Consider the following 13,916-nt stretch of genomic DNA (forward strand, 5'->3'; position numbering starts at 1 on the left):
GGCAAGGAATGGTTAAGCGCCACGCAGGCACACTCTTCGGGCATCGCAAACGGAACTGAAGCTGCATGATCGGCATGATCCTCGTCACCCACGGCAAACTGGCCGAGCATTTCATCGATGCGATGGAGCATGTCGTCGGCAAACAGGACGGCGTGGCCACCATCTGCATCGGCCCCAATGACGACATGGAGCGCCGGCGCCAGGACATCGCCGACGCGATCAAGCAGGTCGACACCGGCCAGGGCGCGATCATCCTCACCGATTTGTTCGGCGGCACCCCCTCCAATCTCGCGATCTCGCTGCTCGATACGGGCCATATCGAGGTGATCGCGGGGATCAACCTGCCGATGCTCATCCGCCTCGCCGGCGCGCGCAAGAGCATGAACGTGGTCGATGCGGTCCACGCCGCGCAAACCGCAGGGCGCAACTACATCACCGTGGCCAGCGAATTTCTCGGCCAGGACCTCGCCAGCGCGCGGAAAGCCTCTTGAGCGAACTGCGCAAGAGCATCGAGGTGGTCAACCAGCGCGGCCTGCACGCGCGGGCGAGCGCGAAATTCGTCAACGCCGTCGCCGAGCTGCCGAATGGCTGCAGCGTGCGCGTCGCCAAGGGCGACAACGAGGCCGCGGGCGGCTCCATCCTCGGACTGATGATGCTCGGCGCGGCCAAGGGCGACACGATCGAGCTGATCGTCGCGGGCGACAACGCCGATGCGGTGATGGCCGAACTGTCCGCCATGGTCGAGGATGGCTTCGGGGAGCCGTAAATCCATGGCCGAGCGCCGCCACATCACCGGCTTTTCCAATCCCACCGTCAAGGCGCTGCGGGCGCTGCGCGAGAAGAAGCACCGCAAGGCTGCGGGCAAGTTCCTCGCCGAGGGGCTGCGCCTGCTCACCGACGCGCGCGAATGCGGGCATGTGCCCGAGGTGCTGGTGCTGGCCGACCGGCGCGACCCGCATCCGTTGCTCGACGCGCTCGAGGATGCCGTTGAGGCCGCCGGCGGCGAGGTGATCGAGACCAGCGCCGACATCCTCGCCAAGATCACCGGCAAGGACAATCCGCAGGCGGTCGCGGGCGTCTTCGCCGAATTCGATACCTCGCTCGCCGCGCTCGACCGGTCGGGCGCCGATATCTGGCTGGTCGCACAGGCGCTGCGCGATCCGGGCAATCTCGGCACCATGCTGCGCACCGGCGACGCGATCAGCGCGGGCGGGCTGATCCTGATCGACGATTGCGCCGATCCCTTCAGCGTCGAGGCGGTGCGCGCGAGCATGGGCGCAGTGTTCACGCAGAGGATCGCGCAGGCGCGGTGGGACGAGTTCGAACCCTGGCTTCGGTCGGGCGACGGACAACTCGTCGCGGCGAGCCTGCGCGAGGCGCAACCCTATCGCGGCGCGCCCTATGCCGCCCCCTGCTTCGTCATGGTCGGCAACGAAAGCCGCGGCCTGCCCGAGGACTACGAGATGGCCTGCGACCTGCGCGTGACCATGCCGATGAAGGGCCGCGCCGACAGCCTCAACGCGGCGGTGGCGGCGGCGGTGCTGGGTTACGAGGTGCTGGCGGGGCTCGAGGATTGAGCTTTCCGGAAATCCAGAAGGATTTGAAGCTGAGGCGCAAGGCGCTTTGGAACAGGGTCGATGAAATCGATGCTCGGTGCGGGAATTCGTCGACGATCCGGAGCGATTTGCCCGAACCCGTCAAAGAGATCGGAAGGCAAGCTCGCGAAGCCCTCGAGCGCGATCCCTCGTCCGCGCTCGCGCTCTATGAAGAGGCAGCCAGCCTGGGTGACCCCCATGCCATGGTCGCGGCGGGTTGGATGTACGAATACGCAATCGGAACCGAAAGAAATTCGGACAAGGCATATGACTACTACCACCAGGCGATGGGTCTGGGGTCATGGCAGGCGGTCATATACTACGCCCGGCAAATGGACCGCTTGGGGCACAGGGACATCTGCATCTCGATGCTGGAAGACGCTGTTGAGGTCGACCATCTGGGCGCCTATTTCTGGCTCGCATGGTTTCGCTACAAATATGATCCGACCCGCAGGACGGCAGCCTCGCTCCGGCCCCTTCTCGATCACGCGATCGGCGAAGGTCATCCCGGTGCAAAGTGGTTGCTGGCCCGATTGCTCGTGCGAGGGAAATACGGATTTACCCGCATCGGTGAAGGCATTCGGCTGATCTGGGATCTGAATCTGGACCTGCGGAACGAAGTGGATTTGAAGCTCCGACCCCAACCCGGCAGCGGCGGGTCGGCAAGCGGATCTTAACCACGCGGGGCTAGGCTTAGCGGTCACGGCCCATGAACCAGACCGATCGCTTCATCGCCCTCGACGGCCTGCGCGGGATCGCGGCGATCGCGGTCATGCTGTTCCACGTCTCGCGCGCGAGCATGCCCGGCGGCTATCTGGCGGTCGACTTCTTCTTCTGCCTCAGCGGCTTCGTCATGGCGCTCGCCTTCGGGGATCGCCTCGCGCAGGGCCTCTCCTTCCGTAGTTTCGCCAAGGCGCGCTTCGCCCGGCTCTACCCGATGATGCTGGTGGGCGGCCTGCTCGGCATCCTGCTCCATGGCGGGAATCCGAACATTCTGCTGCTCGTGCCGGACATCATGAGCGACGGTCTGTTCCCGACCAATCCGCCCTTCTGGTCGCTGCTCGCCGAGGTGCTGGCCAATGCGGCTTTTGCACTGGTGCTCGCGGGCCTGTCGACGCGGCGGCTCGTTGCGGTCGCCGCGGTGTCGGGCGCGCTACTCGCCTATGCCATTCTCTCCGGGCCCTGGCCGCGCGAGCTCGGCTCGCATTGGGTCGGCGCCGGCTGGGCGGTGCCGCGCACGCTCTATTCCTTCACCATGGGCATGCTGCTCTATCGCTGGCATGCGCAGGCCGCGCCCGTCCGCCGCAGCGCGAAGCTGGCGCTGGCGATGCCGCTCGTTCTCCTCGGCGCGAGCTGGTTCGGCGGAGCGGAACACGCGCTGTGGGACACGCTTGCGATCCTGGTGGTCCTGCCCGCGCTGGTCTGGGTGGGGACGCGCTACGAGATGCCGTTCCCGCGCTTCTGGCAGCGCATGGGCGCGCTGTCCTACCCGCTCTACTGCATCCACGTGCCGCTGATCGCGCTCGCGGACGACGTACCGACCCGGCTCGCCATCGCCGCACTGCTCGTGCCCGCCGCGCTGGCGCTCGATGCGCTCTACGACAGGCCGGTGCGGAGCTGGCTGGCGAGGCGCCTCGCCCGCCCCCGCCCGAGCCTGGCCGAAGCCGCCGCGACCTGACGCACGCTATTCGGCCGCGTCGCGCCGGTCCTCGATCTGCGCGGTTTCAGGGGGTCGGGGATTCGCTTCGATCATATCGACATCCGCGATCTCGCGCTTTCCGATTTCGATACCCTTGTCCTGCATCTTGCGGGCGGACACCAGCACCCGGCTTTCAAAGCTGCGGGTGAAATCGTTGTAGCTCGAAACTGCACGTCCGAGGTGCGTGCCCATCTTGCCAAGGTCTTCGGTGACCTTCGCCAGACGGTCGTAGAGCTCCGCCCCAAGTCGGCCGATATCCTTGGCTTCTTCTGCCATTTTATCCTGCCGCCAGACCTGCGCCACGGTGCGCGCGATGGCGACGAGATTGGTCGGCGTCGCCAGCAACACCTTGTTGCGGAAAGCGAAATCCCACAGTTCGGGATCGTGTTCGAGCGCTGCGGCCACGAAATGCTCGCCCGGCACGAACATCACGACATAGTCGGGCGTGTCGTCGAACTGGCTCTGGTAGTTCTTCGATCCGAGCGTCTGGACATGGTTGCGCATCGATTTCGCATGCAGGTCGAGATGGCGCACGCGCTCACCCTCGTCGTCGGCCTCGAAGGCTGCCTGGTAAGCGTTGAGCGACACCTTGGCGTCGATCACCAGCTTCTTCTGCCCGGGCACGTGGACCACGGCGTCGGGGCGCAGTCGGCCCTCCTCTGTCTCGATCGAGTGTTCGAGCTGGAAATCGGTGTGCTCGGACAGACCGCATTGTTCGAGGACGTTCTGCAACGCACGCTCGCCCCAGCGCCCGCGCGCCTTGGGCGCGTTGGTGAGGCTGTTGCCGAGCCGCTGCGCCTCGCGCCGGACCTCTTCCTGCCCGCGCTGCATCTCGGTGATCTGCTGGTAGAGCCGCCCGAAGGCGTCGGTGCGCTTTTCCTCCAGCGCGGCGACCTGCTTTTCATAGGCTTCGAGCCGCTTGCCGACCGGATCGAGCAACGCCTTGAGCTTCTCCTCGCTGGTCTTTTCCGAATGGCCCAGCCGCTCGTTGGCGCGTTCGAGAAAGGCCTCCTGCGCCTTGGTCAGGACGGCGGAGCCGGTGTTCTGGAACTCCTTGAGCAATTCCTCGCGCGCCTCGATCAGCAGGCGCTTCTGCTCGTCGAAATTGGCGGTCTTTTCCTTGAGCGTCGCGAGTTCGGCGGTCAGAGCGCCATTGCTGCGGCGCAATTCCTCCATCGCCCCCTCGTGGGTCTTGCGCGTCTCGCGCAGCTCGGCATCGAGCGCATCGGCCCGTTCGGCGCGCACGGTGGCATTCTCGAGGTCGACGATCGCCTGACGGAATTTCTCGTCGAGCGCCTTGGCCTCGGCATCGCGTTCGCCATGGCGAGCCTGCCAGTCCTTGGCGGGCGCAGAGCCAACGCGATTGCCGAGAAAATAGCCCAGCGCGAGACCGAGAAGGAGGGCGATGATGGCGAGAAGAGTGGGATCCATGCCGACACATTAGGCGGAACGGAGAGGGAACGCTAGAGGGTGGTGCGCCCTACCCACAGGCGTCATCCTGAACTCGTTTCAGGATCCATGGCGCAAAAAGCGACCGTACCAAAGAAGGTATGGACCCTGAAACAAGTTCAGGGTGACGGGTCGGTGGAAGCCGGACCCCGGATCAAGTCCGGGGTGACGACGATTTGGGGGTCGGGCGCTGCCAGCCTAGGCCGCTTCGCGCAGCTTTTTCAGCTTCTTCAGCGCCATGTTGCGCTTGAGGCGCGAGAGGTGGTCGATGAAGAGGATTCCCTCGAGATGGTCCATCTCGTGCTGGATGCAGGTCGCCATCAGCCCGTCCATGTCCTCCTCGTGGGTCTCGCCCTCGAGGTCCTGGTAACGCACGCGGCAGGTCGCCGGGCGGTCGACATCGGCGAAGATGTCGGGGACCGAGAGGCAGCCTTCCTGATAGGTCGCGAGGTGCTCCGCCGGGTCGAGGATCTCGGGGTTCACGAAAACCCGCGGTTCCTTCTTCGTCGGATAATGAACGTGTTCGTGCCCGCCGTGGTTGCAGACCTCGCCCTCGGCTTCCTCGTCCTCCGGCTGGAGGTCGATCACCAGCACGCGCAAGGGCACGCCGACCTGGATCGCGGCGAGGCCGATGCCGGGCGCGGCATACATGGTTTCGAACATGTCGGAGACGAGTTCGTTCAGTTCGTCGCCGAACTCGGTGACGGGTTCGGACACGACCTTGAGCCGGGGATCCGGCACTTCGAGGATTTCACGGATAGTCATGGGGTGTCAGATAGGCGCGGCGCGGGGATTCTTCAATTATTCGTTGCGTGCGTGATGCGCCTCCGCGCTTCCCTTGCGGCGGCACCGGCCCACGCCCCCACCCGACCACCCATAAGATACCGTGCCGTGGGTGGTCGGGTGGGGGGCGTGGGCCGGTGACGCAAGCCTTCGACGGAGGTCGAAGGCGCATCCGACAAAAACCCTACCCCACCGGCCGCCTTGCGCGCAAAGCCTGCGCCAGCGTGCCTTCGTCGAGATAATCCAGCTCGCCGCCGACCGGCAGGCCGTGCGCGAGCTGGGTGATCCGCAGCGGATGCTCCTCGAGCCGCTCGGCGAGGTAGTGCGCGGTGGTCTGGCCTTCGAGCGTGGCGTTCATCGCGAGGACGACCTCGTCGACCCCGCCCTCCTCGATCCGCGCCAGCAGGCTGGCGATATTGAGGTCCTCGGGCCGCACGCCGTCGAGCGCCGAGAGCTTGCCGCCGAGGACATGGTAGCGACCGGTGAAGAGTTTCGCCCGGTCGAGCGCCCAGAGATCGGCGACGTCCTCCACCACGCAGAGCGCTTTCGTATCGCGGCGCGGGTCGGCGCAGATGCCGCAGGGGTTGGTGGTGTCGACATTGCCGCAAGTGTCGCATTCGACCAGCGCCTCGCCCACCGTCGCCAGCGCCTCGAGTAAAGCGGGCAGCGCGCTCTCGCGCCGTTTGACCAGCCACAGCACCGCGCGCCGCGCCGAGCGCGGGCCGAGGCCGGGGAGGCGGGCCAGCGCGGCGGCCAGCGTCTCGATCTCTTGCGATGCCATGGCGGCACAGATAGGGGCGCGGGCGGAACAGAGAAAGACCACAAGGCCCTTCATGCGCATAATCTTCATGGGTAGCCCCGAATTCGCGGTGCCGACACTGCAGGCGCTGGTCGATGCCGCGCATGAGGTGGTCTGCGTCTACACCCAGCCGCCCCGCCCCGGCGGGCGCCGCGGGAAGGAGTTGACCCCCACCCCTGTCCACCAGCGCGCGAGCGACCTGGGGATCGAGGTGCGCCATCCGACATCGCTCAAATCCACCGAGGAGCAGGAGGCTTTCGCCGCGCTCGATGCCGACATCGCAGTGGTCGCGGCCTATGGGCTGATCCTGCCGCAGGCCATTCTCGACGCGCCCCGGCTCGGCTGCCTCAACGTCCATGCCTCGATCCTGCCGCACTGGCGCGGCGCGGCGCCGATCCACCGCGCGGTGATGGCGGGCGACCCAGTGACCGGCGTCACCATCATGCAGATGGAGGCCGGGCTCGACACCGGCCCGATGATCGCCTTCGCGCGCACGCCGATCGAGGACAAGACCACCGGCGAGCTGACCGAGGAACTGGCCGAGATCGGCGCGCAGTTGATGGTCGGCACGCTGATCGACTTGAAGGCGCTGCACCCGCTGCCGCAGGACGATGCGGAGGCGACCTATGCCGCCAAGATCGACAAGGCCGAGGCACGGATCGACTGGAGCCGGTCCGCGGAGGAAGTGGTGCGCCAAATCCACGGCCTCTCCCCCTTTCCCGGCGCATGGTGCGAAATGGACGGCCAGCGCGTGAAGCTGCTCCGCGCCGAATTGGTCGAGGGTTCGGGCAAGCCCGGCGAAGTGCTCGACGAACGGCTCGCAATCGCCTGCGGCGAGGGCGCGCTGCGTCCGGTCGAGCTGCAACGCGCGGGCAAGCCGAGGATGGACCTCGACACCTTCCTGCGCGGCAATGCGGTGGCCAAGGGCACGGTGCTGGGGTGAGGTTTGCGACTATGCTTCGACAGGCTCAGCATGAGCGGATGGGGGTACATCGCCAAAACCCGCTCAGCCTGAGCCTGTCGAAGGCCACGCGCCGACGGTTGGACCGATGACCCGTTTCGCGCTCACCCTCGAATTCGACGGCACGCCCTTCTACGGCCTCCAGCGCCAGAAGGACGGGCCGAGCGTGCAGCAGGCGGTGGAGGACGCCGCCTTCCGCGTGCTGGGCGAGGAAGTGCGGCTGCACAGCGCGGGCCGGACCGACACCGGCGTCCACGCGCTCGCCATGCGCAGCCACATGGATATCGCTAAGGACATCAAGCCCTTCCGCCTGATGGAGGCGCTCAATGCGCATCTGCGACCCGATCCCGTCGCGGTGACGCAGTGCGAGGTGGTGCCCGACGACTGGCACGCGCGCTTCTCCTGCATCGGGCGCGCCTATGTCTATCGCATCGCCAACCGCCGCGCACCGCTGACGCTCGACCGCGACCGGCTGTGGCTCGTCCCTCAGGAACTCGACCACGAGGCCATGCACCGCGCCGCGCAGGCACTGGTCGGGCTGCACGATTTCACCACCTTCCGCTCGGTCCATTGCCAGTCGGACAGCCCGGTCAAGACGCTCGACCGGCTCGACGTCGAGCGTGAAGGCGAGGAAGTGCGCATCCATGCCGAGGCGCGCAGCTTCCTCCACCACCAGGTACGCAGCATGGTCGGCTGCCTCGCGCTCGTGGGCATGGGCCGCTGGCGCGAGGAACAGCTCGCCGAGGCGCTCGCAGCGCGCGACCGGCAGGCGCTGGGCCTCAACGCGCCGTCGGCTGGCCTCTACTTCGTCCGGGCGGTCTATCCCGAGGACGATTGACCTAACGTCACCCTAGCCAAGCCCGGTTTCGGGGCGTAGCGAGACGCTCAAAGAGTTTCGTATCGCAACGAAAGGGACCAGGATGACCACCACCGGCAAGCAGCTTTTCACCACGCTCGAAAGCGACGGCACGCTCACCGTAGAGATCGCCACCAGCGAGTTTCCCGATCCCACCGGCAACCAGGTTCTGGTCAAGATGGAAGCCGCGCCGATCAACCCCAGCGACCTCGCGATCCTCACCGGAGCGGCCGATTTCGAGAATGCGGAATACTCGCCGGGCAAGGTCGTCGCCAAGATGCCCGAACCCTTCAACAGCGGCCAGAAGGCGCGCCACGGCCAGCGCCTGCCCGCGGGCAATGAGGGCGCGGGCACCGTCGTCGCCACCGGCGATTCCGACATGGCCAAGGCGCTGATGGGCCAGCGCGTCGCCTGCGTGCCGGGCAGCGCCTATGCCGAATACGCCCTGGCCGATGCGGCCATGTGCCTGCCGCTAGGCGATCACAGCGCCGAGGAAGGCGCCTCGAGCTTCGTCAACCCGATGACCGCGCTGGGCTTTGCCGAGAATGCCAAGATGGACGGCCAGAAGGCGATCCTCCACACGGTCGGCGCCTCGAACCTCGGCCAGATGCTGGTCAAGATCTGCCAGGAGGACGGGCTCGGTCTCGTCAACATCGTGCGCAAGCACGAGCAGGCCGACCTGCTCAAGGGGCTCGGCGCCACGCATGTGGTCGATTCATCCGACGGCGACTTCATGGCGCAGCTCAAGGCGGCGATCGACGAGACCGACGCCTTCTACGGCTTCGATCCCATCGGCGGCGGGCAGATGGTCGACACCTGCTTCAAGGCGATGGAACAGGTCGCGGTGTCGAAGATGACCGAATATTCGCGTTACGGCTCGAACCAGCAGAAGCGCATGTTCATCTATGGCCGCCTCGATTTCGGGCCGACCACGCTGACGCCGAGCTACGGCTTCGGCTGGACGCTGTCGGGCTGGCTGCTGACGCCGTTCCTCCAGACCGCAGGCATGGAAACGGTGATGCGGATGCGCCAGCGCGTGCTCGACAACCTCACCACTACCTTCGCCAGCAGCTACAAGACCAAGGTCGATCTCGAAGGCATGCTGACCAAGGACGCGATCCTCGACTATCGCCGGATGAAGACCGGCGAGAAATACCTCGTCACGCCCAACGGCTGACGATCAGCGCCCGTCGAAGGCGCGCTGGATGGCGGCGGGATCGCTGGTCCCGCCCGCCAGCAGCATCTGCAGCAGGATGCGCGCTTTTTGCGGGTTGAGCGCGCGCGCGGCGACGAAGCCATTGGCCTCGTCCTCGGGCTCGCGGTCGACCAGCCCCTCGTCGAGGCGGCTCGCCCGCACCACCGGAATGCCCTGCGCGGCCAGCTCGACGAGCACGGAGCGTGCATCCTCTGCCATATTGCCCTCACCCACCCCGGCGACCACGATCCCGCGGGTCTCGGGACCGACTTGCCGCCGTACGCTGGCACCGTCGAAACCGGCATAGGCATAGAGGATCACGACCTCGGGCAGGCTGTCGGGCAGCGCGTAGGCGGCGGCGCTGTCGCTGCGCCAAGGTGCACCGAACCATTCGAGCGACGCTGGCGTGACCAGCCCGACCGATTCGCGCGGGAAGCCGCGGAAGGCCTCGGTCCCGCGTGTGCGCACCTTGTGCACGTCGCGCGCGGCGAAAACGCGGTCGCCCATCACCACCAGCACGCCGCGCCCGGCAGCCTGCGGATCGCTCGCCACGCGCACCGCATTGGCGAAATTCCTGAGCCCGTCATAGCCCACCGCATCGGCGGGCCGCATCGCGCCGACCACCACAACAGGCTTGGTTGCGGGCAATGTCAGGTCGAGCAGGAAGGCGGTTTCCTCGAGCGTGTCGGTGCCGTGGGTGACGATCACACCGTGGCAGCCCTCGTCATCCAGCGCCGCCAGCGCGGCGGCATGGAGCGGGTGCCACACCGCGGGCCCGATATCCGCCGAATCGATATTGGCGATCTGCGTGCCCGACAGCTCAGCCCCGAGGCCGAGCCCGCCGACGCGCTCGAGATAGTCCTCGATCCCGATCTCGCCCGCGCGATAATCCTGCGCGATGGCGGAGCCGGCGATCCCGGCGATGGTGCCGCCGGTGGCGAGAACGGTGAGCCTGGTGGTCATGCCGCGCGGCCTAGCCCCCGCGGCGCGATCTCGGCAATTGATTTTGAAGATTTGGACGTTATGTGCAGCACTCCCGCGGAACGGTGCGGGCGCTTAGCTCAGTTGGTAGAGCATCTCGTTTACACCGAGAGGGTCGGCGGTTCGAGCCCGTCAGCGCCCACCATTCCCTGGCAGGAACCCGGAGGCGGCAGCGGGAGGGGGTATCCGCCAGTCATACGACATCGCGATAGTCGGATGCGGCCCGGCCGGGCTTGCCGCCGCGCTGTTGCTGCATCGCGACGGGCACAGGGTCACGCTGTTCGAGCGTTTCGACGAGCCTCAGCCGCTCGGGTCGGGTCTGATGCTGCAACCATCGGGCATGGCGGTTCTCCAGAGGATGGGGCTGGCTGATGACATCGCGGCGCGCGGTGCGCGGATCGATGCCCTGCTCGGCCGCGAAGAGAATGGCCGCATCGCGCTCGACGCGCCCTACGCGAAGCTGGGCCTTGGCGAGGCTTTCGGTATCGGCATCCACCGCGCCGGCCTGTTCAGTGTGCTCTACCAGCGCGTTCAAGAGGCTGGGATCACGATTCTGACTGGTCACGAGGCGCGCGGCAGCACCGTCGACGGCGGAAAGCGCAGACTGACCTTCTTCGACGGCGCTGCATCAGAGCCCTTCGATCTCGTTGTCGATGCCAGCGGGTGGGCGTCACGCATCGAGTTGGGCGACCGGCAGGGCCTCCTTCCCTACGGCGCCTTGTGGGCGACCGTACCGGTTCAGCCGGACGATCCGCATGCGAGGAACCTCCTCGAACAGCGCTATCGCCGTGCATCGCAAATGGTCGGGGTACTGCCGATCGGATCGCGAGGACCGGGCCTACCCGACGAAGTCGCCTTCTTCTGGTCGCTCCGGCGCAGCGACTACCAACGCTGGCGTGCCGCCCCGATCGAGGGGTGGAAGGAGGAAGTTCTGCGCCTCTGGCCCGAGGTAGATTTCCTGCTCGACCGCATTTCCAGTCACGCCGATCTCACCTTCGCGCGCTACGCCCATCGGAGCGCGCATCGCCCGTATCGCGAGCGCCTGGTGCGGATAGGCGATGCCTGGCATTCGGCCAGCCCCCAGCTCGGACAAGGCGCGAACATGGCCCTGCTCGATGCCTGGAGTCTTGCCGCCGGCCTGCGCGAGGGGCGGATCCTGCAGGAAGGCCTGCGCCTGTCGGCCAGCTGGCGGCGCGACCATGTGGCGCTCTATCAGGCGGTCACCGCGGCCTTCACGCCGCTTTTCCAGTCGGACGCGGCACTGTGGCCGTGGCTGCGCGACCGGATCGTCGCGCCGCTTTCTCGCCTTGGACCGGTGGCGCGGTTGCAGGCGCAGCTGATGAGCGGGCTGTTCGGCTTCCCGCTAGCGATGCTCGGACTGGACCTGCCCGACTACTCCGCAATCGCCGCGTCGATGGCGGCGCGCGCTTCTTCGCTTTCCCAGTCGAATTCGCCCTGTACGCGCCACACTTCCTTGCCATCACCATCGTAGAGGACCGTGGTCGGCATCACCCCGCCGCCGATCGCGAAGCCCAGGTTGTTTTCGGGGTCCATCCACGGTTCGAGCCGGGCGAAGCCGCCCTGCGCGAAGAAGGGCTCAACCTTTTCCGCCCCCTGCATGTCCTGGCTGACCGTCACCACCCTCAGGCGCCCATCATATTCGCCCGCCAGGGCGTCGAGAAGCGGCATTTCCTTGACGCAGGGCGCGCACCAGGTGGCCCAGAGATTGAGCAGCACCGGAGTGCCGCGCAGGCTGCCCAGATTGAGGACGCGCCCGTCGGGATCGGCCACATTGGCGGCGGGCATCGGCGCGCCCGCTTCGCCCGTGTCGATTTCGGCCTTTGGCGCCGAAGAAGCGGTGCTTTCTTGCGCCGTCTCGGGTGCGCCCCTATCGCAGCCGGCGACAGCAAGACCGAGGACGATGGCTAGCGTGAACGATAAGCGGGACACCAAGGGCTCCAATTCGATGTGGGGCGGCAGGTTCGCCGAAGGCCCTAGCGCGATCATGCGCGAAATCAACGCCTCGATTCCGTTCGACAAGGCGCTGTGGCGCGAGGATATCGCGGGCAGCCGCGCGCATGTCGCCATGTTGGCGCAGCAGGGCATCGTCAGCGCGGCGGATGCCAAGGCCATCGACGAGGGGCTCCAGCAGGTCGCCGAGGAATACGAACGCGACGGCGTGCCCGAGGACTGGGACCTCGAGGACATCCACATGACGGTCGAGGCGCGGCTGACCGAGATCGTCGGCCCGGCGGCGGGGCGCCTGCATACCGCGCGCAGCCGCAACGACCAGGTGGCGACCGATTTCCGCATCTGGGTGCGCAGTGCGATGCGGCGCGCCGTAGCCGGGATCGACGCGGTGCTCGGTGCGCTGGTCACGCGCGCCGAGGAACATGCCGAGAGCATCATGCCCGGCTTCACCCATCTGCAGACCGCGCAGCCGGTGACGCTTGGCCATCACCTGCTCGCCTATTTCGAGATGCTGATGCGCGACCGCTCGCGCTTCGCCGACGCGCTGGCACGGATGGACGAGTGCCCGCTCGGTTCGGCGGCGCTCGCCGGGACCGGCTTCCACCTCGATCGCGAGATGACCGCCACGGCGCTCGGCTTCGCGCGCCCGACGCGCAACAGCCTCGATGCCGTGTCCGACCGCGACTTCGCGCTCGACTACCTGATGGCGGCGAGCCAGTGCTCGCTCCACCTCAGCCGGCTGGCCGAGGAATTCATCATCTGGGCGAGCCAGCCCTTCGGCTTCGTCAAGCTGCCCGACACGCTCTCGACGGGCAGCTCGATCATGCCGCAGAAGCGCAATCCCGACGCCGCCGAGCTGGTGCGCGGGCACGCCGGGCGCGTGATCGGCTGCGCGACCAGCCTGATGGTGACCATGAAGGGGCTCCCGCTCGCCTATTCGAAGGACATGCAGGACGACAAGCCGCCAGTTTTCGAGGCGGCCGGCCTGCTCGACCTCAGCCTCGCCGCCATGGCGGGCATGGTCGCCGACAGCGCGTTCCAGACCGCGCGCATGCGCAAGGCTGCCGAGGCCGGCCACGCCACCGCCACCGACCTCGCCGACTGGCTGGTGCGGCAGGCCGACATCCCCTTTCGCGAGGCGCACCACATCACCGGCGCGGCGGTCAAGCTGGCCGACGAGAAGGGTGTCGCGCTCGACGGGCTCTCGATCGAGGACCTCAAGGCCATCGACGCGCGGATCGACGAACGGGTCTTCGATGCGCTGTCGGTCGATGCCTCGGTCGCCGCGCGCGCCTCCTATGGCGGGACCGCGCCGGTTCGCGTAAGGGAGCAGGTGGCCGCGGCGAAACAGCGCCTCGGCATGGAGAAATGATGCGCCGCACCCTCGCCCTTGCCGCCCTGCTGAGCCTGTGTGCCTGCGGCCAGAAGACCGCGCTCGAACCGGTCGAGGGGACCGCACTGCCGCCCGCGCCCTATGGCGCGGAGGCGCAGCCGACCTCAGAGGAATTGCTCGCGCTCCCGCCCACCGCAGCGCCCGACCGCAGCGTCGAACTGCGCACGCGGTCGGAAGAACGCGAGGACGACCCCTTCGACCTGCCGCCCGAGTAATTTCGGCGGGGCAAGCAAG

General features: G+C 67.1%; 16 protein-coding genes and 1 tRNA gene. 12 read left to right on the forward strand and 5 right to left on the reverse strand.

The annotated features are described in order from the left end of the window. Window positions 1-65: 65 nt before the first annotated feature. From K3181_RS10955 to K3181_RS10975, 5 genes are read left to right on the forward strand one after another with little or no spacing between them, the layout of a single operon-like run. Window positions 66-491: a PTS sugar transporter subunit IIA gene (locus K3181_RS10955; protein WP_221603145.1), complete on the forward strand. Its 426-nt coding sequence runs from the start codon at window positions 66-68 to the stop codon at window positions 489-491. After that, window positions 488-766: an HPr family phosphocarrier protein gene (locus K3181_RS10960; protein WP_221603146.1), complete on the forward strand. Its 279-nt coding sequence runs from the start codon at window positions 488-490 to the stop codon at window positions 764-766. The genes K3181_RS10955 and K3181_RS10960 overlap by 4 nt, the downstream gene beginning before the upstream one ends. 4 nt (window positions 767-770) lie before the next feature. Then, complete coding sequence (locus tag K3181_RS10965) at window positions 771-1,577, forward strand: TrmH family RNA methyltransferase (protein WP_221603147.1); 807 nt, start codon at window positions 771-773, stop codon at window positions 1,575-1,577. Beyond that, complete coding sequence (locus K3181_RS10970) at window positions 1,574-2,272, forward strand: tetratricopeptide repeat protein (RefSeq protein ID WP_221603148.1); 699 nt, start codon at window positions 1,574-1,576, stop codon at window positions 2,270-2,272. The genes K3181_RS10965 and K3181_RS10970 overlap by 4 nt, the downstream gene beginning before the upstream one ends. A 32-nt stretch (window positions 2,273-2,304) precedes the next feature. After that, complete coding sequence (locus tag K3181_RS10975) at window positions 2,305-3,273, forward strand: acyltransferase family protein (protein WP_221603149.1); 969 nt, start codon at window positions 2,305-2,307, stop codon at window positions 3,271-3,273. Window positions 3,274-3,279: 6 nt separating this feature from the next. Here K3181_RS10975 and K3181_RS10980 read toward each other — a convergent pair whose 3' ends face one another. From K3181_RS10980 to recR, 3 genes are all read right to left on the reverse strand, one after another. Further along, on the reverse strand, window positions 3,280-4,725 hold the full coding sequence (locus tag K3181_RS10980; RefSeq protein ID WP_221603150.1) for a DNA recombination protein RmuC: 1,446 nt from the start codon (window positions 4,723-4,725) through the stop codon (window positions 3,280-3,282). Window positions 4,726-4,941: 216 nt separating this feature from the next. After that, window positions 4,942-5,508, reverse strand: a complete 567-nt coding sequence (locus K3181_RS10985; protein WP_221603151.1) for a peptide deformylase — start codon at window positions 5,506-5,508, stop codon at window positions 4,942-4,944. A gap of 202 nt (window positions 5,509-5,710) precedes the next feature. Then, window positions 5,711-6,307 (reverse strand): recombination mediator RecR, encoded by a 597-nt coding sequence (gene recR, locus K3181_RS10990; RefSeq protein WP_221603152.1) that lies wholly within the window; start codon window positions 6,305-6,307, stop codon window positions 5,711-5,713. Window positions 6,308-6,359: 52 nt separating this feature from the next. On the opposite strand from recR, the gene fmt reads away from it, so the two are divergent. From fmt to K3181_RS11005, 3 genes are all read left to right on the forward strand, one after another. Beyond that, window positions 6,360-7,268, forward strand: a complete 909-nt coding sequence (fmt, locus tag K3181_RS10995) for a methionyl-tRNA formyltransferase (RefSeq protein ID WP_221603498.1) — start codon at window positions 6,360-6,362, stop codon at window positions 7,266-7,268. 106 nt (window positions 7,269-7,374) lie between these two features. Then, the gene (gene truA / locus K3181_RS11000; protein WP_221603153.1) at window positions 7,375-8,124 is read left to right on the forward strand and encodes a tRNA pseudouridine(38-40) synthase TruA; all 750 of its coding nucleotides are present in this window, start codon (window positions 7,375-7,377) and stop codon (window positions 8,122-8,124) included. An 82-nt stretch (window positions 8,125-8,206) separates the two neighbouring features. After that, window positions 8,207-9,319, forward strand: coding sequence for a zinc-binding dehydrogenase (locus tag K3181_RS11005; protein WP_221603154.1), 1,113 nt, complete (start codon window positions 8,207-8,209; stop codon window positions 9,317-9,319). 3 nt (window positions 9,320-9,322) lie between these two features. On the opposite strand, the gene K3181_RS11010 is transcribed toward K3181_RS11005, so the two are convergent. Further along, the gene (locus K3181_RS11010; protein ID WP_221603155.1) at window positions 9,323-10,300 is read right to left on the reverse strand and encodes an asparaginase; all 978 of its coding nucleotides are present in this window, start codon (window positions 10,298-10,300) and stop codon (window positions 9,323-9,325) included. 87 nt (window positions 10,301-10,387) lie between these two features. Here K3181_RS11010 and K3181_RS11015 point away from each other — a divergent pair. Together K3181_RS11015 and K3181_RS11020 are read left to right on the forward strand one after the other, a co-directional pair. Beyond that, window positions 10,388-10,463 (forward strand) — tRNA-Val (locus tag K3181_RS11015). Window positions 10,464-10,526: 63 nt separating this feature from the next. Then, entirely contained in the window at window positions 10,527-11,810 is a 1,284-nt protein-coding gene (locus K3181_RS11020; RefSeq protein WP_345725505.1) for an FAD-dependent oxidoreductase, read from the forward strand. Here K3181_RS11020 and K3181_RS11025 read toward each other — a convergent pair. Further along, window positions 11,711-12,268, reverse strand: coding sequence for a TlpA family protein disulfide reductase (locus tag K3181_RS11025; protein WP_345725491.1), 558 nt, complete (start codon window positions 12,266-12,268; stop codon window positions 11,711-11,713). The genes K3181_RS11020 and K3181_RS11025 overlap by 100 nt on opposite strands. Before the next feature lie 16 nt (window positions 12,269-12,284). Here K3181_RS11025 and argH point away from each other — a divergent pair, with 16 nt between their 5' ends. Together argH and lptM are read left to right on the forward strand one after the other, a co-directional pair. Further along, window positions 12,285-13,661, forward strand: coding sequence for an argininosuccinate lyase (gene argH / locus K3181_RS11030; protein ID WP_221603157.1), 1,377 nt, complete (start codon window positions 12,285-12,287; stop codon window positions 13,659-13,661). Beyond that, a complete protein-coding gene (gene lptM / locus K3181_RS11035) occupies window positions 13,658-13,897 on the forward strand; it encodes an LPS translocon maturation chaperone LptM (protein ID WP_247715076.1) in 240 nt (79 codons plus the stop codon). Before argH ends, lptM begins: the two co-directional genes overlap by 4 nt. Window positions 13,898-13,916: the final 19 nt, after the last annotated feature.

It is taken from the genome of Qipengyuania mesophila (genome assembly GCF_019711655.1).
Classification (GTDB): domain Bacteria; phylum Pseudomonadota; class Alphaproteobacteria; order Sphingomonadales; family Sphingomonadaceae; genus Qipengyuania; species Qipengyuania mesophila.

Excerpts from the sequence above, each read along its gene's own strand:
- K3181_RS11005 (WP_221603154.1), top strand. The coding sequence starts at position 8,207 with ATGACCACCACCGGCAAGCAGCTTTTCACCACGCTCGAAAGCGACGGC.
- K3181_RS10955 (WP_221603145.1), top strand. The coding sequence starts at position 66 with ATGATCGGCATGATCCTCGTCACCCACGGCAAACTGGCCGAGCATTTC.
- truA (WP_221603153.1), top strand. The coding sequence starts at position 7,375 with ATGACCCGTTTCGCGCTCACCCTCGAATTCGACGGCACGCCCTTCTAC.
- K3181_RS10965 (WP_221603147.1), top strand. The coding sequence starts at position 771 with ATGGCCGAGCGCCGCCACATCACCGGCTTTTCCAATCCCACCGTCAAG.
- K3181_RS10985 (WP_221603151.1), bottom strand. The coding sequence starts at position 5,508 with ATGACTATCCGTGAAATCCTCGAAGTGCCGGATCCCCGGCTCAAGGTC.
- argH (WP_221603157.1), top strand. The coding sequence starts at position 12,285 with ATGTGGGGCGGCAGGTTCGCCGAAGGCCCTAGCGCGATCATGCGCGAA.
- K3181_RS10980 (WP_221603150.1), bottom strand. The coding sequence starts at position 4,725 with ATGGATCCCACTCTTCTCGCCATCATCGCCCTCCTTCTCGGTCTCGCG.
- lptM (WP_247715076.1), top strand. The coding sequence starts at position 13,658 with ATGATGCGCCGCACCCTCGCCCTTGCCGCCCTGCTGAGCCTGTGTGCC.
- fmt (WP_221603498.1), top strand. The coding sequence starts at position 6,360 with ATGCGCATAATCTTCATGGGTAGCCCCGAATTCGCGGTGCCGACACTG.
- K3181_RS10975 (WP_221603149.1), top strand. The coding sequence starts at position 2,305 with ATGAACCAGACCGATCGCTTCATCGCCCTCGACGGCCTGCGCGGGATC.
- recR (WP_221603152.1), bottom strand. The coding sequence starts at position 6,307 with ATGGCATCGCAAGAGATCGAGACGCTGGCCGCCGCGCTGGCCCGCCTC.
- K3181_RS11010 (WP_221603155.1), bottom strand. The coding sequence starts at position 10,300 with ATGACCACCAGGCTCACCGTTCTCGCCACCGGCGGCACCATCGCCGGG.